This is a genomic window from Nocardia sp. CA-107356 (assembly GCF_050946365.1).
GTDB lineage: Bacteria > Actinomycetota > Actinomycetes > Mycobacteriales > Mycobacteriaceae > Nocardia.
Map to the genome: position 1 here is coordinate 772,632 of NZ_CP191992.1, position 21,168 is coordinate 793,799.

Annotated in this window: 19 protein-coding genes; 8 read left to right on the forward strand and 11 right to left on the reverse strand. The window is 66.4% G+C overall.

Going from position 1 to position 21,168, the window contains the following annotated elements; translation table 11 throughout:
* Positions 1 to 44: 44 nt before the first annotated feature.
* The 5 genes from ACQP1G_RS03620 to ACQP1G_RS03640 form a co-directional block, all read right to left on the reverse strand.
* A complete protein-coding gene (locus ACQP1G_RS03620; protein WP_433198319.1) occupies positions 45 to 1,661 on the reverse strand; it encodes a Na+/H+ antiporter subunit D in 1,617 nt (538 codons plus the stop codon).
* A complete protein-coding gene (locus tag ACQP1G_RS03625) occupies positions 1,658 to 2,041 on the reverse strand; it encodes a Na(+)/H(+) antiporter subunit C (RefSeq protein WP_433198321.1) in 384 nt (127 codons plus the stop codon). The genes ACQP1G_RS03620 and ACQP1G_RS03625 overlap by 4 nt, the downstream gene beginning before the upstream one ends.
* Entirely contained in the window at positions 2,038 to 4,884 is a 2,847-nt protein-coding gene (locus tag ACQP1G_RS03630; RefSeq protein WP_433198323.1) for a Na+/H+ antiporter subunit A, read from the reverse strand. Before ACQP1G_RS03630 ends, ACQP1G_RS03625 begins: the two co-directional genes overlap by 4 nt.
* Positions 4,885 to 4,995: 111 nt before the next feature.
* On the reverse strand, positions 4,996 to 6,327 hold the full coding sequence (locus ACQP1G_RS03635; protein ID WP_433198325.1) for a hypothetical protein: 1,332 nt from the start codon (positions 6,325 to 6,327) through the stop codon (positions 4,996 to 4,998).
* A gap of 103 nt (positions 6,328 to 6,430) precedes the next feature.
* Positions 6,431 to 8,698, reverse strand: a complete 2,268-nt coding sequence (locus tag ACQP1G_RS03640; protein ID WP_433198327.1) for an AAA family ATPase — start codon at positions 8,696 to 8,698, stop codon at positions 6,431 to 6,433.
* Positions 8,699 to 9,024: 326 nt separating this feature from the next.
* Here ACQP1G_RS03640 and ACQP1G_RS03645 point away from each other — a divergent pair, with 326 nt between their 5' ends.
* Complete coding sequence (locus ACQP1G_RS03645) at positions 9,025 to 9,633, forward strand: hypothetical protein (protein WP_433198329.1); 609 nt, start codon at positions 9,025 to 9,027, stop codon at positions 9,631 to 9,633.
* 102 nt (positions 9,634 to 9,735) lie between these two features.
* On the opposite strand, the gene ACQP1G_RS03650 is transcribed toward ACQP1G_RS03645, so the two are convergent.
* The 5 genes from ACQP1G_RS03650 to ACQP1G_RS03670 all read right to left on the reverse strand — a co-directional run bounded on the left by ACQP1G_RS03650 (position 9,736) and on the right by ACQP1G_RS03670 (position 14,065).
* On the reverse strand, positions 9,736 to 10,182 hold the full coding sequence (locus tag ACQP1G_RS03650) for a hypothetical protein (protein ID WP_433198331.1): 447 nt from the start codon (positions 10,180 to 10,182) through the stop codon (positions 9,736 to 9,738).
* A gap of 132 nt (positions 10,183 to 10,314) precedes the next feature.
* A complete protein-coding gene (locus tag ACQP1G_RS03655) occupies positions 10,315 to 10,668 on the reverse strand; it encodes a UBP-type zinc finger domain-containing protein (RefSeq protein WP_433198333.1) in 354 nt (117 codons plus the stop codon).
* The gene (locus ACQP1G_RS03660) at positions 10,668 to 12,170 is read right to left on the reverse strand and encodes an ATP-binding protein (protein ID WP_433198335.1); all 1,503 of its coding nucleotides are present in this window, start codon (positions 12,168 to 12,170) and stop codon (positions 10,668 to 10,670) included. Before ACQP1G_RS03660 ends, ACQP1G_RS03655 begins: the two co-directional genes overlap by 1 nt.
* A gap of 14 nt (positions 12,171 to 12,184) precedes the next feature.
* The gene (locus tag ACQP1G_RS03665; RefSeq protein WP_433198337.1) at positions 12,185 to 13,852 is read right to left on the reverse strand and encodes an FAD-dependent oxidoreductase; all 1,668 of its coding nucleotides are present in this window, start codon (positions 13,850 to 13,852) and stop codon (positions 12,185 to 12,187) included.
* 21 nt (positions 13,853 to 13,873) lie between these two features.
* Complete coding sequence (locus tag ACQP1G_RS03670) at positions 13,874 to 14,065, reverse strand: hypothetical protein (protein WP_433198339.1); 192 nt, start codon at positions 14,063 to 14,065, stop codon at positions 13,874 to 13,876.
* A 190-nt stretch (positions 14,066 to 14,255) separates the two neighbouring features.
* On the opposite strand from ACQP1G_RS03670, the gene ACQP1G_RS03675 reads away from it, so the two are divergent.
* Both ACQP1G_RS03675 and ACQP1G_RS03680 read left to right on the forward strand, forming a co-directional pair.
* On the forward strand, positions 14,256 to 14,711 hold the full coding sequence (locus ACQP1G_RS03675; protein ID WP_433198341.1) for an SRPBCC family protein: 456 nt from the start codon (positions 14,256 to 14,258) through the stop codon (positions 14,709 to 14,711).
* A gap of 44 nt (positions 14,712 to 14,755) precedes the next feature.
* Entirely contained in the window at positions 14,756 to 15,448 is a 693-nt protein-coding gene (locus tag ACQP1G_RS03680; protein ID WP_433198343.1) for an SIMPL domain-containing protein, read from the forward strand.
* A gap of 18 nt (positions 15,449 to 15,466) precedes the next feature.
* Here ACQP1G_RS03680 and ACQP1G_RS03685 read toward each other — a convergent pair whose 3' ends face one another.
* On the reverse strand, positions 15,467 to 16,495 hold the full coding sequence (locus ACQP1G_RS03685) for a beta-ketoacyl-ACP synthase III (RefSeq protein ID WP_433198345.1): 1,029 nt from the start codon (positions 16,493 to 16,495) through the stop codon (positions 15,467 to 15,469).
* A gap of 222 nt (positions 16,496 to 16,717) precedes the next feature.
* Between ACQP1G_RS03685 and ACQP1G_RS03690 the strand changes: the two genes are divergently transcribed.
* The 5 genes from ACQP1G_RS03690 to ACQP1G_RS03710 all read left to right on the forward strand — a co-directional run bounded on the left by ACQP1G_RS03690 (position 16,718) and on the right by ACQP1G_RS03710 (position 21,092).
* Positions 16,718 to 16,990 carry a GlsB/YeaQ/YmgE family stress response membrane protein gene (locus tag ACQP1G_RS03690; RefSeq protein WP_433198347.1) on the forward strand — a complete coding sequence of 91 codons (273 nt, stop codon included), beginning with the start codon at positions 16,718 to 16,720 and terminating at the stop codon, positions 16,988 to 16,990.
* Between the two features lie 173 nt (positions 16,991 to 17,163).
* Entirely contained in the window at positions 17,164 to 17,886 is a 723-nt protein-coding gene (locus ACQP1G_RS03695) for a phosphatidylserine decarboxylase (RefSeq protein ID WP_433198349.1), read from the forward strand.
* Entirely contained in the window at positions 17,886 to 18,785 is a 900-nt protein-coding gene (locus tag ACQP1G_RS03700) for a CDP-alcohol phosphatidyltransferase family protein (protein ID WP_433208119.1), read from the forward strand. Before ACQP1G_RS03695 ends, ACQP1G_RS03700 begins: the two co-directional genes overlap by 1 nt.
* Positions 18,786 to 18,856: 71 nt before the next feature.
* Complete coding sequence (locus tag ACQP1G_RS03705; RefSeq protein ID WP_433198351.1) at positions 18,857 to 19,915, forward strand: RNA polymerase sigma-70 factor; 1,059 nt, start codon at positions 18,857 to 18,859, stop codon at positions 19,913 to 19,915.
* Between the two features lie 82 nt (positions 19,916 to 19,997).
* Positions 19,998 to 21,092, forward strand: coding sequence for an NAD(P)/FAD-dependent oxidoreductase (locus ACQP1G_RS03710; protein ID WP_433198353.1), 1,095 nt, complete (start codon positions 19,998 to 20,000; stop codon positions 21,090 to 21,092).
* Positions 21,093 to 21,168: the final 76 nt, after the last annotated feature.

Genomic DNA, 21,168 nt, shown 5'->3' on the forward strand with positions numbered 1-21,168 from the left:
GACCTCGCAGGTGCCCGGCGCTGTGCACGGCTTGCGGTGTTCGCTCATCGGATCGGTCCCTTCCTCGCTTCGCCATGCGCGTCCGAACCGTCGAGCACCGCACCGACATACACGGTGGGATCGCTCAGGTCCGTTGCCGCCCGGTCGGCGATGCGCAGGATCGGACCGGCGAAGACCGTCAGGCAGAGACCGACTGCCACCAGCGCTGCCGTCGACAGCACCATCAGCACCGGCATCCGCCCTGGATCGGTGCGCTCGTCATAGCGCACATCGGTCGAATCCTCTATCAGCGTCGGCGGTTTCGCCGCGGTGAGGTGTCCCTCCGGCGCCTCGGCGCGCGGCCGCCAGAAGGCCTTGCTCCACACCCGTGCGACGGCGTACAGCGTGAGCAGACTGGTCACCACCGAACCCGCGACCAGTACCCAGGCCAGTACGCTGCCGGCCGCCGCGCCCGCCTGCAGTAGGGCGACTTTGCCGATGAACCCCGAAAACGGTGGTATACCACCGAGATTCAAAGCAGGCACCAGGAAGAGAATGGCCAGCAGCGGACTCGCCGCCGCCAAGCCGCCGAGTCGGCGCAGTGATACCGAACCCGCCTGCCGCTCGATCAGTCCGACCACCAGGAACAGCGCGGTCTGCACCAGAATGTGGTGCGCCACATAGAACACCGCGCCGGAAAGTCCTGCGGTGGTGGAAAGTCCGATGCCGAACACCATGTACCCGATATGGCTCACCAGCGTGAACGACAGCAGCCGCCGGATATCGCTCTGCGCGATCGCGCCGAAGATGCCGATCAGCATGGTGAGCAGGCCGCAGACCAGCAGTATGTCGTCGAAACCGCCGTCGGGGAACAACAGGGTGTGGGTCCGGATGATCGCGTACACACCGACTTTCGTCAGCAGGCCCGCGAAGACGGCGGTCACCGGGGCCGGGGCGGTGGGGTAGGAGTCGGGCAACCAGTTCGACAGCGGGAACACCGCCGCCTTGATGCCGAAGGCAACCAGCAGCACCGCGTAGACCGCCATCCGAATGCCGTCGGGCGCCTCGCCCATACGCACGGCGAGCTGGGCCAGATTCAGCGTTCCGGTGGTCGCGTATGCCAGTGCGATGCCGGTCAGGAAGATCAGCGACGACACCATCGAGACCATCACGTACGCGATACCGGCCCGGATCCTTTCCGCGGTCGCGCCGACAGTGAGCAGCACAAAGGATGCGGCGAGCAGGATTTCGAAGCCGACGAACAGGTTGAACAGATCACCAGCCAGGAACGCGGCCGAAACACCCGCGGTGAGTACGAGATAGGTGGGCCGATAGATCGAAGTCGGCTGCCGGGCGTCACCGTCGCGAATGTTCTGGCCCGCAGCGTAGACCGAGACGGCGAGCAACACGATCGCGGATACGAGAAGCATTGCCGCGGAGAGCCGGTCGACCACCAGTGTGATGCCGATCGGTGTGCCCCAGCCGCCGACCTGCACCGCGGTGGTGCCATCGCGATCGACCAGATACAACAGCATCGCGCAGATGACGACCACGACAGCGAGCACGGACAACATCACCGTGCGCTGGATGCGGGGCTGCCGTCCGAATACCAGCGTGCCCGCGGCCCCGAGCAATGGCACCAGGACCGGCAGTGGCGCGAGTGTGGTCAGCGGATCGCTCAATGCTCCGGATCCTCGCCCTTGCGCCGGGCGGCGACCTCGACGTCCTCCGGATCGTTCTGCACCGTTTCGGTGGTGGTGAGGATGTAGGAGCGATAGGCGAGCGCGAGCACGAAAGCCGCTAGGCCCATGGTGATCACGATCGCCGTGAGCATCATCGCCTGGGCCAGCGGATCGGCCATCTCCTGGCCGGCGTGGCCGGCCTCGTCGCGGATGGGCGGCCGGCCGCGCGGCCCGCCGACGGTGAGGATCAGCAGATTCACCGCATTACCGAACAGGATCATGCCGAGCAGCATTTTCGATACCGCGCGTTCGAGGATCAGATAGACCCCGCACGCGACGAGAATCCCGATCAGGATCAGCAGCGTCAGATTCGCGGTCATTGGAAGCCTCCCCGCGCGGAGGAGGATTCGTCCTCGGCGGTGGCCAGTTCGCTGTCCAGGCGGGCGCCGAGGCTGCGCAGCACGTCGAGGACAAGACCGACCACGATCAGATAGACACCGAGATCGAAGAACAATGCGGTGACCACCTTGACGTGCCCGATCACCGGCAGCGTCAGCGTCAGCATCGCCGAGGACAGCACAGGCGCGCCGACCAGCAGCGAGGTGGCCGCGGTTCCGGCGGCCAGTGCCAGTCCGGCGCCGAGCAGATGTCCCGCGTCGACGGGCAGTGCCTCGCCGAGCTCATAGCGGCCACCCGCGAGATAGCGCAGCGTCAGCGCGAGTCCGGCGGTCAGCCCGCCCGCGAAACCGCCGCCGGGGGCATTGTGGCCGGAGAAGAAGAAGTACACCGACAGCACCATGATGGTCGGGAAGACCAGCCGAGTGGTGATCTGCAGCACCATCGATCGGTCGCGCCGAGCCACCAACCGGCCCGCGGACAACCAGCTCACCAGGTCCGGATCGTAGTTAGGGGCATCCGCCGCGCGCGGGGCGCTGCCGAAGCGTCGACTGCGGAACACCAGTGACGCGACACCGGTCGCCGCCACGACGAGCACCGAGATCTCGCCGAGCGTATCCCAGGCCCGGATATCGACGAGCACTACATTGACCGCGTTCTTCCCGCCCCCGAATGTGTATGCGGCATCGGGGATCAGGTGCCAGATGGGTTCGGTCGATCGGGCGGCGATGGCGAAGGCCGCCAGCACCGCGACCGTCGCGCCGACCAGCGCGGACAGGATCACTCTGCGCACTGTGAATGCGGCCGTGCGACTTTCGTCGATCTCGGCTGGGAAGGCGCGCAGTACCAGCATGAAGATCACCAAAGTCAGTGTCTCGACCAGGAATTGGGTGAGGGCAAGATCGGGCGCGCCGTGCAGCGCGAAGATCACACCGCAGCCGTAACCGGTGACACCGACGACCAGCACACTGGCCAACCGGTTGCGCAATACCGTCGCGCCGAGCGCCATCGCGACCATGATCGTGGCGATGGCGGCCTGGAACGGCGAATCCCACAGGCGCAGACGAACACCGGTGCGGGTACCGACCGCGAGCAGCACCGTCGGCAGCAGGATCAGCGTCACCAGGATCGTCGCCTGACTCAGCGGCAGCGATCCGCGCTGCACCGCACCGGTCATCCGCAGCGATAGCCGGTCCATGGTCCGCAGGGTGGCGTCGTAGGCGCGGTCGGCATTGCCGAGCAGCGTCGCGGACTCGCCGATGCGACCGCGCATGCGGAACAACACGATGCCCGCGCAGATGATCAGAATCGTCAGCGCCAATGGGGCATTGAATCCGTGCCAGCTGGACAGATGCGAATCGAGTACGCCGGGAAGGGTTTTCGCATAGGGGTTCAGCAGTTGATCCAGCCATGGCGCGGCGAGGCCGGCGACCAGGCTTGCGACGGCGAGCAGCGCGGGCGCGGCCAGAAACGGCACGCCTGGTGCATGCCACTGTCCGTGCTCGCCAGGCGATTTTCCGCCATCGGCGTCCGGTAGGTCCTTATCCGCGAAGGCTCCCCAGATGAATCGGATGCTGTAGCCGACAGTCAATATGGACCCGAGCACCACACCGGCGGTCAACAGCAACCTGGCGGGCCCGGCGAGGATGTCCGCGTCCAGGATCGCGCCCAGTGCACTCTCCTTGCCGACGAACCCGAGCAGCGGCGGTATTCCGGCCATGCTGAGCGCGGCGAGTACCGCGACGGCGCACAAGACCGGCGCACGACGTCCCAGCCCCGACAACTCCCGCAGATCGCGCGTCCCGGCCCCGTGGTCGATGATCCCGACCACCATGAACAAGCACGCCTTGAAGAACGCGTGCGCGACGATCAACGCCGCCCCCGCCAGCGCCGCATCGGGAGTGCCGAGCCCGACCAGCAGAATCAGGAACCCCAACTGGCTCACCGTTCCGAAGGCGAGCAGCAGCTTCAGATCGGTCACCTGCAGCGATCGCAACCCAGCGAGCACCATCGACGCGACGCCGAGGGTGAGGATCAGCGGATGCCAGACCGGGCTACCGGCGAATGCCGGTGCGAGCCTGGCCACCAGATACACACCCGCCTTCACCATGGCCGCCGCATGCAGATATGCGCTCACCGGTGTCGGCGCCGCCATCGCGCCGGGCAACCAGAAGTGCAGCGGCACGATCGCCGATTTGCTCAACGCCCCGATCAACAGGAGCACGACCGCGACATCCACCGCGACGCCCGTCGGCGGCCCGGCCAGCAGATCCGACAGCAGATAGCTGCCGCTCACCTGACCCAGGATGACGATCCCGACCAGCATCGCCAGCCCACCCGCGCCCGTCACCAGCAACGCCTGAATCGCGGCCCGCCGACTGACGGCCTGCTCGGCATGGTGGCCGACCAACAGGAACGACAACACCGTCGTCATTTCCCAGAAGACGAAGAGCAGCAACATGTTATCGCTGGTGACCAGCCCGAACATGGCCGCGGCGAAGGCGACCAACTGTGCGGCGAACACCCCGAGCCGGGGTTCGTCGTCCTCGAAGTACCGGGCGCAGTAAGCCAGAATCAATGTTCCGATGCCGAGCACCAGCGCGGACATGATCGCGGCCAGCGCATCGAAGCGCAGATCGATATTCATCTCGATACTCGGCGCCCAGCCGACCCGAACCCGCTGTGTACTACCCCAATTCGCGATCACCCAGCCGAGGCAGCCGAACGGCACCAGCGCGAGCACATAGAAACCGTTGCGCCCCAACGTCCGCACGCACAGGGGTGCCGCCAATGCGGCTATCGCGAGCGCGAGCAGGATTTCGAGCAAACTGCACTCCGTCGGGTCGTTGCGGCGGGGTGGTGCCCAATGATCGTACGTGGAGCCTGGGACTTTCATCGGCCGAGCGAGTATGGCCCATGTCATCTCCGTGCGGCTGGGCTATATGTCCGCTAACGTTTCGCCTTCGGTGGGATGATCCGGCTTCGGTCGGCGGCGCGGCCGGAATCGGCGCAGTATCACCAAACCAAGGGCCGAGCCGCAGACGATGGCGAGCGCTGTCCGGCCCGCCAGCGTCTGGTGGTCGGCGCTCCCGGCCGGCGGCCATTCGTTGGAGTCGCGCGGCAGTGCGGTGATAATCGAGGGCAGATATAGCGCCGAGATGGCAAGCACACCGCTCGGCGCGTAGCGGGGCCATGCGGCGCCGCAACAGTAGCCGGCGGTCAAGGCGAGGGCCCCGCCGGCCGCCGCGATCACAAAGCGATGGTCGTTGGTCGATTTCACCAGGGCGAATATCGCGAGCCCCGCGATCAGCACGATGGCGATGAACATCGAGGGCAGGCGGATGCCGACCAGCAGTCCGAGCGCGGTGAGCGCGAGCAGCGCGGCAACACTCCAACCGGGCCGCGTGTTACCGCCGATCGCGTCCGCGGCGGCGACCAGGCACACCGCGAGATACACCCCGTACCCGTCCCGGCCGGGCAGCAGCATGGCCGCGGCGGTGGCGGCGATGACCGTCGCTGCCACCGCCATCCCTATCTCGACCGCGTGACTGACATCGGGTGCGTGCTGATATTGCCGCGCCAGCCATTCGGTAATCGCCAGGATCACCAGAGCGAGCACCATCGAGGCCAGGATCGGGGTCACCGGAAGTTCGATGGCTATCCGCGGCGAACGCGACTCCTCGGGCTGGGATCGGTTGCGCAGCGTGCTGATGATGAGCAACACCACCGCCACGCCGATGAGCCAGCGCGGCGGTGTCTCCAGCACCGCGTGCGGGTTGCCGGTGACGATCTCCAGTAGCTCGGAGGGGTCACCGAAGACGAAGAATCCCGCGCCGCCGATCGCGAATCCGGCCGCCGGTCCCGGTCGCCGCAGTACCGCTACACCCAATGCGCCGAGCAGCACACCGGCCAGGATCGAATCCAGATAGTTCTGCGTGGTCAGCATGTCGGCCGAGGAAACATTGCGTCCGGCAAAGTGATTGACGTCCATGGCGACCGCGGCGCAGAGCGCCGCCGCCCAGGCCGCAACCTGCTTGTCGAAGGTGATCACCAGCACCGCGACGGCAACGGCGACGATCACCCCGATCGCGGCCCCGCGCGGGACGCTGTTGTTGAGGCTGGCCATCCGATACGCCGAACTTTCGGTGGTCCAACTGAAGTTGATCGGCAGGAACAGTGCGACGCCCGCGACCACGGCCCCTAAGCAGGCCGTGATCGTGTCGACGGCATTGCCGATCTTGTGCACCTCGCCGAACTTACCCCCGCGCAACCCGGGAACCGGTGATTGCGGCCATATAGCCCGAATATGTCGGATTTGCGGAAACCCCAGGAAGGAGTGGATTACCAGAGGGTTGCGCGGCCATCGGTAACGGCTATCGCCTGGTGTCGGCGTACCGGCGCAGCGACTCGACCTGATCGGCATCGAGTGACGGTCGCACCACCGCTATGGCCGATGCGACATCCGCGGCGGTGACATCGGCGGCATCCACATCGCGGCGCATCGCGGCCAGCGCGGCCTCGCGCAGCAGGGCACTGCAATCGGCCGCGGAGTAGCCGTCCAGGTCGGTGGCGAGTGCGGCGAGGTCGACATCGGCGGCCAGCGGTACCGACTTTCCGGCGGCCCGCAGGATTTCCAATCGAGCGTCGCCGTCCGGTGGTGGCACGAAGATCAGGCGTTCGAGCCGACCGGGCCGCAGCAGTGCGGGATCGATCAGCTCCGGGCGATTGGTCGCACCGAGAACCACCACGTCACGCAGGGGTTCCACGCCGTCGAGTTCGGTGAGCAGTGCCGCGACCACGCGATCGCCGACACCGGAATCGCTGCCCTGGCCGCGGCGCGGCGCGAGCGCGTCCACCTCGTCCAAAAAAATCAGCGACGGTGCGGAATCGCGTGCGCGCTGGAACAATTCGCGCACCGCGCGTTCGGACGCGCCGACCCATTTGTCCATCAACTCCGCGCCCTTGACCGCGTGCACGCTGAGCTGGCCGGTACCCGCCAGTGCGCGCACCAGGAACGTCTTGCCACAGCCGGGCGGGCCGTACAGCAGTACGCCGCGCGGCGGATGGATGCCGAGACGAGCGAACGAATCCGGATGCCGCAGCGGCCAGAGCACGGTTTCGGTGAGTGCCTCTTTGGTCTCGACCATATCCCCGACGTCGTCCAGGCTGAGACTGCCGATCGCGAGTTCCTCGGTGCCGGAACGTGATAGCGGCCGGATCACCTCGGTGGCGCCGAGCAGGTCCGCCTGCGTCAGCTCCGGCTCCGAATGCTGTTTACTGGCCCGCGATGCCGCGCGAAGCGCCGCCTCCCGGCACAGTGCGGCCAGGTCGGAGACCACGAATCCCGGTGTACGGGAGGATATTTCATCGAGCTTGAGATCCTTGGTCGGCACCTTGCGCAGCAACTGCTCCAGCAGCGCCTTGCGCACCGCCGCGGTCGGCAGCGCGAGTGCGAGCTCGCGATCGCAGAGATCCGGCGCCCGCAGCCGTGGATCGATACCGGCCGGATGCGCCGTGGTCGTGAGGAATGCGACGGAGGTTTCGGCCATCGCCGCGCGCAGCTGATCCAGGATGAGGGTGGCGACCGGTTCGGCCGATGCGGGCAGTAGGGCATCGATATCGGTGATGAGCAGGATTCCGCCCCGCCCGGAGCTGATTTCGGCCACCGCGGCGGCGACCTCGCGTAACCGCGCGCCACTCTCGGCCGCGCCGACCGTCGGGCCGTCCAGTTCGACGATGCGCCGGGGCGCGGTCACCGCACGCGCCAGGGTGGCCTTGCCGACCCCGGCCGGACCGGTGATCAATACCCCGAGGTGTGGTGTGGCGCCGAGAGCTTTCAGCAGCTCCGGTTCATCGAGGGCGAGGCTGAGCCATTCCTGGAGTTTCGCGGCCTGCCCGTGCGCGCCCGCCAGATCCTCGACCGTGATGGCGGATTCGCCGATCGTCGCGCTCCAGCCCGCGCGCGCCCCGTCGGTCGCGGCCATGGTCTGCAGGGCCGCGGCCTCGGTGACGCCGCGCGCGGTCTCACCCGTCGGAGCCGGTATCCCGGCCGCCGCCCGATCGGCGGAATCCCGGGCCGCCACCGCACCAGCGCCCCAGACGACCGCGGTATTCGGCTGCACACTCACCGCAGCGCGTCCGGGATCGGTCGCGGTGACGGTCAGCAGCTCGGTGGTCCACGCGATACCGAAGGTGCGCGAAAGTGCCTGGGTGGCAGCCGAAGAGCTGATATCGGGGCCGAGATCGCGGGGGAGCAGCGATACCGCGTCGCCGACGGTCACCACCTTGCCGAGTAGTGCCTGCCGTAGCGTCGCCGCTGGAATGGTCCTGGTGGCATGGACCGAACCGCTCACCGAGATCTGTTTGGCGCCGTACACGGTCGCCGGGGACACCACCACATTCGCATCCTCGCGCAGTCCCGCATTGGACAGCGTGACGTCATCGAGGAGCGCCACCCCGGCCGGTGTGCCAGCCGGGGCCACCCCGACCACCGCGGCGGTGCGCCGCGACCCGACCAGCGTGATCCCGTCCCACTCCCGCAGCCCGAGTGCGGTCAGCGCCTCCGGATGCAGTCGGACCACCCCGCGTCTGGCATCGGCGGCGGAGGGATTCAGTCGTGCGGTGAGCGCCAGTTCTGCCACTGTGCCATTCTGCCCGCGCGCGACCGCGGTTGGTCGGTGGACCGTCGGATCGATCGTCAGATGAGTCCCCAGGTCCGCTATTTTCGGCCTGCAACCAACCTTGTGAATGTTCCCACGGAACCGAAACGTCGTCAGTTCGTGGCGGTACGGCCCAGGTGATGTAGCCTCCCCGGCTGGGAGCTGTGACCAGTGATTTCGTTCCGAAGATCGGTACGAATGGTCGGTTCGATCGTGCTAAAGCCTTGCGCTCCAGCCATTTGCGGACATGGGAACGTCACCGACAATCGTCCACATGGGCGGCCAACATTTAGGAGGGGAAACAAAGAATGAAGTTCGGGAAGTGCAGCGCGATCGCCGTCATGACCATTGCGGCAGTGGGAGGTACCGCGGGCACCGCGAACGCGCAACCGGCGGCCATCGAGCAGGCCGTCACTACCTCTGGCGTCGAGCAGGGAATCGGCTACAACACCGCCCTGTCCACCGATGACAAGGTCGTGACCACCACGCTGGATGCCGGAAAGTTCGTGCTCAGCGCGAATGGCAACGCGGTGAACGTACAGGCCGATAGTGGGGCCGTCATCGCCGAAGTACCGCTGACCTTCGAGGTCGCCGGGCATGCCATCCCGGTCGGCTACCAGATCGCCGATAGCGGTCGACGCCTATCGCTGACTCCTGAGGTGAGTCCGAAAGATATCGCCGAACTGAAGAACATCAATTCCTTCGACAACTTCGTGCAGCAGGCCAACCAGAACATCCTCGGCATGATTCTGGGCGGCGTGCTCGGCGGATACGTCGGTGGTCTGGTCGGGTTCGGCATCTTCAGCGTGATCACCGGGACGATCGGCCTGGTCGCCGGTGCACTCGCCGGCGGCGCCGTGATGGGTGGGCAGCCCTTTGTCGACGCGTTGACGGCGCTGGCCACCGGCCAGCCCTGAGTCTGCGCCAGCGGCTGCTCGGCGGGTATGCGTAGCGAACGCGCGTACGCGGAGTTGGTCTCCGCGTACGCGCGTTCTGCGTTGGTGCCGAGGGCGCCCGGCCTACTTGTCCTTGTCGACGATCCCGGCGGCCACCGCGACCGGAGTGTCGGCGTAGGTGGGGGCCAGGCATACGAGTTTGGCGGTGCCGAGGGCGACATTCGGGCTGCCCTCGAACGCACTGCCCGGATTCTCCGTGAGCACCTGCTCGATCAGCGACTTCTCCTCGGTGCTGTCCAATTTCTTGAACTCACCACAGGTGGTACTCGACGCCGGGCCGAGCGAGGAGTTGCTCGCCGTGGTCTTGGTGGTCGTCGATGCGTCGGCGGTAGTGGTCGGCGCGGTACCGGTCGGGCGCGCGGTGCCGGTGCTCACGGGCGTGCTGGTGCCCGTCGTGCCCTTGCGCAGACCGTTCGCATCGGTACTGGAATCGTCCGAACTGCCACATCCGGCCAGCGCGAAAGCCACCGCCCCGGTAGCCAGGACGATGGCGGTAACTCGCTTGATCACGTGCGTTCCCCGGTAACTCGCGGCGCCGGAGTCTCCGGCGCGTCCGGTGCAGGGTACCGGGTTGGACCGGCTGGGTGTCACGGAGCCCACAGTGCGGTGTGCCCCCTGCGATTTTTCGAACGATCCCTGATGTCAGTGGATATGCGCCTGCCAGTCGCCGGGCACCCGGCCGCGCGGACCCGGCACCGGCTGGTCCACCGGATGATGTGTCGGCGGCGCGAGTTCCGGTCCACCGCTGTACATCTCGTCGGACCGGAAATCGAAGAACCAATCCTCACCCGGCTCATAGCTCTGGATGAAGGGGTGCCCGGTGTCCTTCGCGTGTTTGGAGGCGTGCTGCTCCGGCGAGGTGTCGCAACAGCCGACGTGACCGCACTGCGCGCACCGACGCAGGTGGACCCACCAGCCCTTGGCCGCTTCGCATTCCATACAGCCGGCACCGCTCGGCGCGACCGCCGGGTCGATGCCATCCAGTTCCTGCGTCATCACTGACCTCCTGTATCGGCTTCGGACTGCGCTTCATTCTCGTCGGTTCCCTCGGGGCGGTGCAGCGGGAGCCAGACGGTGAATCTGGTGTTGCCCGGCTCGGAGTCGAGCTGAATATCGCCGTGGTGTTTGTTCACCACGATCCGGAACGAAATGTCCAGGCCGAGACCGGTGCCCTCGCCCACCGGCTTGGTGGTGAAGAACGGTTCGAAGATGCGGCTGCGCACATCTGGGGACACGCCGGGACCGGTATCGCCGATTTCGATGACGGCGCAATCGTTTTCGTGCCGGGTGCGGATGGTCAGCGTGCCCTGACCGTTCATCGCGTACACCGCGTTATCGATCAGGTTGGTCCACACCTGATTCAATTCCGCCGCATAGCAGGGCACGTCGGGCAGCGTCCGCTCGTACTCCTTGACCACTTTGACACCGTCGCCGATCTTGCGGCTGAGCATCACCAGTGTGCTGTCGAGCAGTTCGTGGATATCGACCACCTGGAACGGCGCCCGGTCCATCTGCGAATACTGTTTGGCCGCACCGATCAGTGTGGAAATGCGGGTGATCGAGTCGGCGATCTCGTTCATCAGCAGTTCGGTCTCGATGGTGTAGTTCAGCCACCGGATCGCGCCCTGGAACACCTGGTCCTGGCGGCTCTCCAGGGTGGCCGAAACCCGTTCCAGCCAGTCCACATCGACACCGGCCTGCACGAAATTCGGCGCCAGATTCCAGCCGTCGTCGATCCCGTGGTCTTCCAGCCATTCGCTGAGGATGTCTTCGCGCTCGGCGGCCTCCAACGTCGTCAGCTCCGGAGCCTTCGCGACCTGGGCCGCGGCCTCCTCCTGCAGACGCACCAGCGCCTCCAAGGAGGTGGTGTCGAATTTGCCCTGGGCCATCATCGCCAACTTGTGCCGCATGCCCGCGATCCGATCGCGCAGTCCGGAGGTGGCGCGTACTGCGGCGGCGGCCGGATTGTTCAGCTCGTGGGTCAGGCCTGCCGACAGCGAGCCCAATGCGAGCAGCCGCTCGCGCTGGTTGATCCGCTCGATATTGCTGCGGTTGCCGAAGAACGCGCCTTCGAGCAGGTGCACGGCCATCGGGAACCATTCGTGCATCATGCGCGCGAAGGTGCCGGCGTCGAGTACGAAGAACCGCGTCCGGCGGGTCACATACATAGAGCCGGTGTAGTTCTGCTCGACCTTGTCGCCGAGGTAGGCGGTCCACGCACCGGCGTACGCACCGCGGTAGTCCGTGCGCGACATCTCGATCTCGGAACCGCCGGAGAGCTTGGTGAGCTGCACCTCGCCGTCGATCATGACGTAGAAACAGGTGGCCGGATCGCCCTCGCGGAAAACCAGGCCCGGCTCGACGATCTCGATGCGTCCATCGGCGCACAGCAGATCGAGTTGTTCGTCGGCGAGCTTCTCGAACAGAAAGAGGCTGCGCAGTTCCGCGGGATCGCAGACCACATGGCTGCTGCGATCCGCTGTCTCCTTCGAATTCATGGTCCAGCCTCCTATCACGCCAGGTACCGGTGCACGAGCATGACCGCCATCGCGCCCTCGCCGACCGCCGAGGCCACCCGCTTCGCCGAATCGGCGTGCACGTCGCCCGCCACGAAAACCCCTGGCACGCTGGTCTCCAGATGGTGTGGCGGTCTGGGTAGCTCCCAGCCCGCCGGTCTGGTCCCCTCGACGAGCAGATCCGGACCGGCGAGCACATAGCCCGCCTCGTCCCGTTTGATCACCCCGTCGAGCCAGTCGGTCTGCGGTGCGGCACCGATGAACAGGAACAACCGTTCCGCCTCGGCTTTTTCTTCCGCACCGGTGGCGTTATTGCGCAGCACGATCCATTGCAGGTGGTCGACGCCGTCGGCGGCGGTCACTTCGGTACCGGTGTGCACGCGAATGTTCGGTATCGCGGCGATCTGCTGGATCAGATAGTGCGACATGGACTTGTCCAGCGAATCCGCGCGCACCACCAGATGCACCGTGCGCGCGTTGCGGGACAGGAATACCGCGGCCTGCCCCGCCGAATTGGCCCCGCCGACGATGTAGACATCGTGGTCGGCGCATTCGGAGGCCTCCGTCATGGCCGAACCGTAATAGACCCCGCGCCCGGCGAAATCGTCCACGCCCGGCGCGGGATGGCGTCGGTAGTCCACACCGGTGGCGATGATCACCGTATGCGCGCAGAGCCGGCCACCGTCGGCGAAGCGCACGGTCCGCGCGGACCCGTTCACCTCGAGCCCGACCACCTCGCGCGTGGTGATCACCTCGGCCCCGAATTTGGCGGCCTGGCGCCGCGCCCGGTCGGCCAGCTGCGCACCGGACAGGCCGTCCGGAAAGCCGAGGTAGTTCTCGATGCGCGAACTCTGTCCCGCCTGTCCGCCGGTAGCGGTGCGCTCCACCAGCACGGTGCGCAGGCCCTCGGACGCGCCGTACACCGCGGCGCCGAGTCCGGCCGGTCCGCCGCCGACCACGATCAGGTCGTAGAACTCACCGGTCGGATTGGTGTTGAGACCGACACTTTCGGCGAGTTCGCCGTCACTCGGCTGCACCAGCGCCCGTCCGGTCGAGGTGATCACCACCGGACAGATATTGGGATCGGCGCCCGCCGCCTGCAGCAGCCGCGCGCCCTCCGGCTCCTCGGCCAGATACCAGCGGTAGGGCAGCTGATTGCGCGCCAAGAACTCGCGCACCTCCGAGGACCGCGGCGACCAGCGATTGCCGACCACCTTGGTTTCGGTGACGGGTTTGTGGTCGTTGCTTCGCCATGCCTCCAGCAGTCCGTCCACCACCGGATACAGCTTCTCCTCCGGCGGATCCCACGGTTTGAGCAGGTAGTGGTCCAGGTCTACGACATTGATCGCGTCGATCGCGGCGCTGGTATCGGCGTAGGCGGTCAGCAGCACCCGGCGTGCGAAGGGGTGCAGATCCATGGCCTGTTCGAGGAATTCGATGCCGTCCATGCCCGGCATCCGGTAATCGGCGATCAGTACCGCGACCGGCTGGCCGCGCAGTTTCATCTCACGCAAGGCGTCGAGCGCATCAGCGCCCGATTCCGCGCGCAGAATCCGGTAATCGGCCCCATAACGGCGGCGCAGGTCGCGGACGACCGCACGGGAGACCCCTGGATCGTCGTCGACACTGAGGATGGCCGGCTTCGTGGCAGCGGGTGAAGTCACCTATTGAGTATGGAACGCTCGTCAAACGCGATGCTCGCGCACCAAGTCGAGTTCAGTGGGCGTGAGCAGGCGCTCCAGTCGTTCTTCCTGAGCGATCTTGCGCTTGCTGCGCGGCGCGGCGGTGTACTTGGCGGCCGGTTTCTCGAAGTCGATGGCGGGAAGCAGCGGGACATCGCCGGCATGCCGACGATGTAAGAGTAAGCGCAGTTTCACGGCCGATCACCTCACGCTGGACGGAAAATCTTGTGGCAGTGTCTGATGCTTCATCTATCCGATATTGTGCGCGCGCTATTACAAGGGCCGGCAAACAAATCGCAAAAAAGTGACCCATTTGTCTTCCAACAGCGGCCGACTAGGATGTTGCGTGATCGTCAAGTCGTGCTAGCACTTCCCGGAGGCAGCGTTGCCGAAAAATATCGAAGCCGCGATCGACATCGCCGCTCCGCCGGAACGGGTGTGGGCTGTCGTCTCCGATCTGAAGCGGATGCCGGAGTTCAGTCCACAGTGCGTGCGGATGCTTGCGTTCGGCGCGCCGAAGGCGGGCACCTGGACGATCAATCTCAACACCGACGGCAAGAAGTACTGGCCGACCACCGCGCGCATCGTGCGCTATGAGCCCAACCAGGCCTTTGCATTTCGTATCAACGAGAACTACAGCATCTGGAGCTACACGCTGGAGCCGACCGCCACCGGCACCCGGCTGATCGAACGCCGTGACGTACCCAATGGCACCAGCTGGTTCTCCCGCAGGGCCATCGATGCCGCGCTCGGCGGCGAGGCGCCGTTCGAGGAGCTGCTCGAGCGTGGGATGCAGGAAACGCTCGGCAAGATCAAGTCGGTGGTCGAGGCGTCGGTCTAGTCATCGGATGTGTTTTCGTGCGGTCGGATGACTAGGTTGCGACTATGCGACCCAACACGCGTTATCCGATAGTCATTGTCGCCGTAGTCGGTTCGGCCCTGCTGCTCACCGGATGCGGTAAATCCGATTCGGCGCCCGCGCGCGAGGTCACGGTGGTCGGCACCGGCCAGGTGCGCGGCGCACCGGACACCCTGAACGCCGATCTCGGCGTCGAGGTGAACGCCGACAACGTTTCCGCGGCCATCGCCGGCGCCAACGACAAGTCCAAGGCGATGACCGACGCCATGGTCGCCGCCGGACTCGCCCGCGAGGATATGCAGACCAAGGACGTCTCCATCCAGCCGCAGTACGGTCCGGATGGACACGTCATCTCCGGCTACCGGGCCACCAACTCGGTGCATATCGTGATCCGCGATCTGTCCAAGGGCTCGGCGATCCTGGACGCGGGAACCAAGGCGGGCGGCAATGAAACCCGCATGCGCGGGGTATCTTTCGCGATCGAGGACGATTCGAAGCTGCTCGCCGACGCGCGCTCGCGCGCCTTCGCCGACGCCAAGTCGAGGGCCGATCAGTACGCGGTGCTGGCCGGATCGAAGTTGACCGATGTCATCACCATCAACGAGGCCAGCAGCCGCGACGACAACACCCCGAAGGTCGGTGCCGCAGAGTCGTTCCGGTTGGAACCCGGCACCCAGACCGTGACCTTCACGGTGAAGGTCACCTGGGGTCTGGGCTGAGTTGTTGCCGCGAGGTTGTCACTGCCAGTTCGGCATCGTGACAACCTGTGCGGCATAGGACAGACCCGCGCCGAAGGCGATCAGCAGCGCGGTATCGCCCGGCTTCGACTCGCCCTTGCGCAGCAACGCCTCCATGGCCAGCGGAATCGAGGCGGCCGAGGTATTTCCGGTCTCCTCGATATCGTTGGCAAGTGCGCAGTGCTCGGGCAGTTTCAGTACCCGGGCCATGATCTCGATGATCCGGCCGTTGGCCTGGTGCGGGATCATCGCGTCCAGGTCATCGGTGGACAGGCCAGCACGATCGACGGCGTCGCGACACACCTTCTCCAGTGAATGTGCGGCCCAGCGGAATACCGCCGTCCCTTCCATCGCGAGATAGGGCCGGACCGCGTCCAGGCCCTTTTCCTCGATTTCGCGGAAGTATTCCATCCAGTCCTTGTCCTGGCGGATCGCGTGGTGCTGGGTGCCGTCCGAACCCCAGACCGTCGGGCCGATGCCCTGCTCCTCCGCCGGACCGACCACTACCGCACCCGCGCCGTCGGCGAACAGGAATGCGGTGGAGCGATCCTTCGGATTGACGGTGTCGGTCAACTTCTCGACCCCGATCACCAGCACGTGCTGGGCGGTCCCGCAGCGCACCAGATCCGAGGCCATCGCGAGCGCATGACAGAAACCAGCACAACCCGCCGCGACGTCGAAGGCCGCCGACCCGTTCATCCCGAGCTCGGTCGCGATCCGCGGACCGGCGGCCGGGGTGAGCAGCAGGTGGGTCGAGGTGGCCACGATGAGGCAATCGACCTGGTCGACGTCGACGCCAGCGGATTCGAGTGCGCCGCGCGCGGCGGCGACACTCATGGACTGGATCGTCTCCTCCGCCGAGGCGAACCGCCGGGTCTTGATGCCGGACCTGGTGCGGATCCACTCGTCACTCGAGTCGATCGGCCCGGCCACTTCGTCGTTCGTGACGATTCGGGCGGGGCGGTATACGCCGAGCCCGAGGATCGCCGTGTGCGCTGCACCCGTTGTCTGGGCGATTCGAGCGGCCATTATGCGTCTCCTATGTACCTGCGGCGGCGCCGCCGGGTTGTACCCCGAAGCATCGAAATGAGTCCCTCATCGGCCCACTACCTACGTCCCCGTAGACATGAGGCCCCCTCATATTAGCCTCCCATGCGCGTGATGGCAGTGCGTATTCTCACATTCGGCGGGTATACCTTCGAAGCACGCCCTGTGGTGTGGCGCTGCCCCAACTAGTGATTCGAGGACACCATGCTCGGACTCGGGATTATCGGGTGGATCATCATCGGCGGTCTCGCCGGCTGGATCGCCAGCAAGTTCATGAAGACGGATGCGCAACAGGGCATCCTTCTCAACATCGTTGTCGGCGTCGTCGGAGGCCTACTGGGCGGATTCCTACTGAAGTTGCTCGGTGTCGATGTCGAAGGCGGCGGACTCTGGTTCAGCTTCTTCACCTGCCTCGGGGGCGCGGTAATTCTGCTGTTCCTGGTCAAGCTGTTCACCGGCCGTAGAGCCGCCCACTGACAGCTGTGTTGGATGTGCGACGTTCGCGGGCTCTGCGTGGTGACCCGGACCTCCGCCAGGCCTGATCCGAACGCCGCAGTGCCGCAGGCTCCGTTCCCGTAAGGTGTGAACGCTTGCGCCGACCTATCGTTGAGGGGCGCAATCCGTCTGCATCGAGTACGAAAGAGGAGCCTGTGGCACGCCGTCCCACCCCGCCCGGCACGCCCGAAACGACCGGAGTCGGCCATGTCGTCGATCTGGTCCGGGCCGCGATCCCCCCGCTGCATCCCGCCGGGCTGCCATTTGTCGCGGCGCCGCTCGCGGTGGCGGTGATCGGCGGTAAGCGCAAGTGGGTGCGTCGCACGGGTCTGCTGGCCGCCGCGGCCTGCGCAACTTTCTTCCGGCATCCGAACCGGGTGCCGCCGAACCGGGCCGGTGTGGTCGTTGCCCCGGCCGACGGTGAGATCGCCCTCGTCGATACCGCGACGCCGCCCGCAGAACTGGGTCTCGGCGACCAGCCACTGCCGCGGGTGAGCATCTTCCTCTCGGTGCTGGACGTGCACGTGCAGCGCACACCGATCTCCGGCACTGTGCGCACCGTACTGCATCAGTCCGGTCACTTCCGTTCCGCCGATCTGCCCGAGGCCAGTGCGGTGAACGAACGCAATAGCATGGTCATCGATACCGCGGGCGGCGCGCAGATCGTGGTCGTCCAGATCGCTGGTCTGCTGGCGCGGCGCATCGTCTGCGACGCCCAGGTCGGTGACACGCTGACCATCGGCGAAACCTACGGCCTGATTCGTTTCGGCTCCCGCGTCGACACCTACTTCCCGGCGGGTTCCGAACTGCTCGTCGAACCCGGACAACGCACGATCGGGGGCGAAACCGTTCTGGCCGTACTTTCTACCGACTCATGATGGAGCAGGCCCTGCCCACACCGCAGCGAAGGCGCCGGACCATCCGGCTGTTGCCGAGCATCGTGACAATCCTGGCGCTCTGCGCCGGACTGTCCGCGGTGAAGTTCGCCCTGGATGGCAAACTCGACATCTCGCTGGCGATGGTAGGCGCGGCGGCAGTGCTCGATACGCTCGACGGTCGGCTGGCCCGGATGCTGGCCGCCACCACCAAGATGGGCGCGGAACTCGATTCGCTCTCCGACGCCATCTCCTTCGGTGTCGCGCCCGGTCTGGTGCTCTATATCGCATTGCTGGACAGCAACAGTGCGGGCTGGATCATCGCGCTGGTGTTCGCGGTGAGCATCGTGTTGCGGCTGGCCAGGTTCAATACGCTGCTCGATGACGACACTCGACCGGAGTGGTCGCGCGAGTACTTCGTGGGTGTGCCCGCTCCGGCGGCGGCGCTGATCGCGCTGGTCCCGATCGGACTGTATGTGCAGTTCGGCGACGGCTGGTGGGTCGGCTATTACGAGGTCGCGGCCTGGACGATCTTCGCTGCGGCGTTGGCGGTCAGCACGATTCCGACGCTGGCGATGAAGTCCGTATCGGTCGCGCCGCAGGCCGCGGCCGGATTGCTGGTGCTGACCGCGCTCGCGGCGGCGGCGCTGGTCACCTATCCGATCGTCTTGCTGTTGGTGCTCGTCGCGCTGTACCTCGGGCATATCCCGTTCGCCTGGCATTCGCAGCGCTGGGTCGCCGCGCGCCCGGAGACCTGGCAGCACAAGCCATCCGAGCGCCGGGCGCAGCGCCGGGCGCAGCGGCGGCGGCCCGCGATTCGTCGTCCGGTGATCCGCGGGGCCAGTCGACTGCGGCTGCGCAGTCCGAGCAAGGAACGTCAGGTGGACGATCTACAGCACTGATCTCGTCTGGCATTCCGTAAGGAATCATCAAGGCCGGGCGGGAATGCTGTGGCTATGAGCGAGGCGCAGTCATGAGTACTCTTGCGGCGCTCGAGGGTTTCGGGCTCTGGGGTTTCGATCTCGGCAAGGTTTTCGGTGGTGGCCGCACCATTGGGCCACCTACCGAACTCTCTGGGGTCGGGTCGCTCCCGACCGGTACCGTCATCTTCGGCGGCCGAGCGCGGAAGAAGGTGGCGGTGGAACCGGATGGATTGCGCGAATTCCAGGCGCATCGCCCGCGCCTGTTCGCGCTCGCCTATCGGATGCTCGGATCCGCGACCGAGGCCGAGGACGCGGTGCAGGAGACCTACCTGCGCTGGGATGGCACCGATCGCGCCATGATCCGCTCGGCCGAGGCCTGGCTGACCACTGCGATCGTGAATCTCTGCCGCACCTGGCTGGTTTCGGCGCGGGCGCGCCGCGAGACCTACGTCGGACCGTGGCTGCCGGAGCCGGTGCCGACCGCGCGCGGCGAACTCGGGCCGTTGGAGTCGGTGGAGGAGCGTGAGCTGGTATCGCTGGCGCTGCTGACGGCGCTGGAGCGGTTGAATCCGATCGAGCGGGCGGTTTTCGTACTGCGCGAGGCGTTCGGCTACGCCCACCGGGAGATCGCGGACATGCTCGCGGTATCCGAGGCCAATTCCCAGCAGATCTTCCGCCGGGCGAGTGTGCGGGTGCGCGAAGGACGCCCGCGCTTCGATGTTCCGGCCGACCAGGCCCGCGAGCTGATCGAGCGTTTCCTGAAGGCGGCGCGCATCGGTGATATCGAGGCGCTGGAGCGGATGCTCGCCGCTGACGTCACCTCGACCGCGGATGGCGGCGGCCTGGTCAATGCGGCTCGTCGGCCGGTGGTCGGCGCGGCCGCGGTCGCGCGCTACCTGGCCGGTCTGTTTCGGTGGGAGGTGCCCGGGACGAAGATCGCGCTGGAGGAGATCAACGGCGCGCTCGCCGTCGTCGTCCGGCTGGCGGGGGAGCCCATGCTGGTCGTCGGTGTGGACACCCTCGATGATGTGGTGACGGCGCTGCGTTTGATCGTCAATCCGGAGAAGCTGTCCTACATCGGCCGCGTCGACGGCGTGGTCGCGCAGTGACGTGGGTCATGTCCCGAAGCTGTCAGGGATCGGTGGCCTGTCCGGTCTAAGGGGTGTCGGCCGATCGAAAGGGAGCCACATCATGACCGGACAGCATCGAATCGTCATCCTCGGCGCCGGATACGCGGGGCTGGCGGCGGCCCGCAGGCTGGCGCGGACCGCCCGCGACGCCCATATCACCGTCGTCGACGCCAGCGCGAGCTTCGTCGAACGGGTGCGATTGCACCAATACGGTGCCGGGCAGTCGATCCCGGAGTGGGATCTGCGAGAGTTGCTCGAGCCCGAGCAGATCCATTTCGTCCTGGCCTGGGCGAACGGGATCGACACCGTGCGTAAGCAGGTGATTCTCGATGGCGCAGTGGCCCTGGACTACGACTCGCTCATCTACGCGTTGGGCAGTACGAATGACGCGACCGGTGTGCCGGGGGTGGCCGAGCACGCGTATTCGGTGGCGACGCCCGAGGATTCGCAGCGGCTGCGGACAAGTATCTCGGCCGCCCGGATCGTGGTGGTCGGCAGCGGTGCCACCGGCATCGAATTGGCCGCGGAATTGGCGGAGTACCAACCGGATTCGCGGGTGCTGCTGGTCGGCTCGGATGCGCCCGCATCCTGGCTTTCCCGGCGGGCGCAGGAGCATGTGCGACGGGTGCTCGAGCGGCTCGGTGTCGAGATCCGTTCGGATGCAAAGGTTATCGAGGTGATGCCGGACGGTGTGCGGTTGGCCGACGGATCCGTGCTCGAGACCGCGGCGACGGTGTGGACCGCGGGCTTCGGTGTTGCGGATCTTGCGGGGCGATCGGGGCTCGCGGTGGACGGGCACGGCCGGGTGCTGACCGATGAGACGTTGCGCTCGGTGTCGCATCCCGAGGTGTACGCGGCCGGTGACGCGGCGGTGGTCGTCGGTCCCGATGGCCGCGACCTGCGGATGGCCTGTGCGACGGCACTGCCGACCGGTAAGTACGCGGCCGATGCGGTCCTCGCGCGGCTGGCCGGCCGCGAGCCCCGTGAACTGCGGTTCCGGTACTACTTCCAGTGCATCAGCCTGGGGCGTCGCGATGGAGTCATCCAGTTCTTGCACAGCGATGACTCGCCGGGGCGGACCGTGCTGACCGGCCGGCCGGCGGCCTGGTTCAAGGAACAGATCGTTCAGGGTGCGGGGCGGGCCGCGCGCCCTTGACCGCCGCGCGAGGCGGCGGTGCCGTTCGAATCGCGTTGTGCCCAGCTGTGTTCCGATGCCCGACCGATCTTCGACC